Source organism: Erythrobacter sp. HI0063, from assembly GCF_001635685.1.
GTDB lineage: Bacteria > Pseudomonadota > Alphaproteobacteria > Sphingomonadales > Sphingomonadaceae > Qipengyuania.
The window spans coordinates 1-1,370 of record NZ_LWFF01000033.1 but is presented as its reverse complement, the minus strand read 5'-3'; the positions used below and the strand labels follow the sequence as shown (position 1 = coordinate 1,370).

The window sequence follows — 1,370 nt, the reverse complement described above, 5'->3', positions numbered from 1 at the left end:
GGAAGCCGTGCAGACGCATGGCTGGCTTGCCCCCGGTGAAATGCTCGATGGGTTGGGCATGGCGGAGACCACGCCGGGTCCACTGATCCAGGTCGTCCAATTCGTGGGGTTCATGGGGGGATATCGCGAAGCAGACATGTTAGGCCCGGTGGCTTCGGGCATCGCGGCTTCGGTCATCGTCACGTGGGTCACGTTCGTGCCGTGCTTCCTATGGATTTTCCTTGGTGCGCCATTTATCGAAAAACTGCGCGGCGTGAAGCTTCTGACAGCGGCGCTTTCGGCGGTGACGGCAGCAGTCGTCGGTGTGATCCTAAACCTTGCCATCTGGTTTGCGCTGCACGTTGCCTTCGCACGGCTTGACGAGGTTCGAGGTTACGGCGCACGCCTGCTCGTGCCGGACTTCGCCACGATCGACGTCGCCTCCGTCGTCATTGCCGCTGCGGCCCTGATCGCCATGCTGCGCTTCAAGATCGGGATGTTGCTCGTTCTCTTCGTGAGCGCACTCATTGGGTCGCTGTATTACCTCGCAACGATGGCTGGCACCTGAAATCACATCCAAGGAGAACTAAGATGAAGCAATTACGCAGAACATTGTTCGTCGGCGGCTTGGCTCTATCGCTATCAGCGATGTCGGCGGCTCTTCACGCGCAGGATAATCTCGGCAATCTCGAGGCGCTAATTTTCGAGGCATCGCACTCGGAGGTCACCATGACCGACGATGGGGTCGCACGCATCGGTTGGACGCGCGCCGACGTGCCGGTGATGGTCGACGGCATGCGCCTCGATCCCCCGGCAGGTCTCGGCTCATGGGCTGCCTTCAAACCCGTCGATGGCGGAGTGATGGTCATGGGCGACACGGTCGTATTCGAGGATGAGATAACAGCCGCGATGGACGCTGCCCTCGCCAACGGGTTGACCGTCACCGCGCTGCACAATCACTTCATATTCGACGATCCGCCGGTCTATTTTATGCATATCGGCGGGCATGGGGAAACCGCCAAGATGGCAGCGGGTGTAAAAGCCGTTTGGGATGCCATCAAGGAAGTGCGCGCCGCCTCGCCGACGCCGCAGCGCAGTTTCGGTGGCATGACGCCGGATGCAAACGGCACGATCGAAGCCCTGGCGCTGAGCGAAATCTTGGGCACCGAGCCAAGCATCGCCGATGGTGTCGTGAAATACACCTTCGCTCGCCAAGGCCGCATGCACGGCGTTGAGATCGGTGGTTCGATGGGGCTTACGACCTGGGCGGCGTTCTCGGGCACCAACGACCTTGCCGCCGTGGATGGTGACTTCATCATGACCGAGGACGAAGTCCAGCCCGTGCTCCGCGCACTGCGCGAGCGGGATATCCATATCGTAGCATTGCATAA

2 protein-coding genes are annotated in these 1,370 nt (G+C 60.6%); both read left to right on the top strand.

Annotated elements, in window-relative coordinates:
* The coding region (locus A3736_RS01490) for a chromate transporter (protein ID WP_197465456.1) at positions 1-547 on the top strand (547 nt) is incomplete at its 5' end.
* A gap of 23 nt (positions 548-570) precedes the next feature.
* Positions 571-1,370 (top strand): LppY/LpqO family protein (locus tag A3736_RS01485; RefSeq protein ID WP_233999151.1); only part of this gene is annotated, 800 nt, incomplete at its 3' end.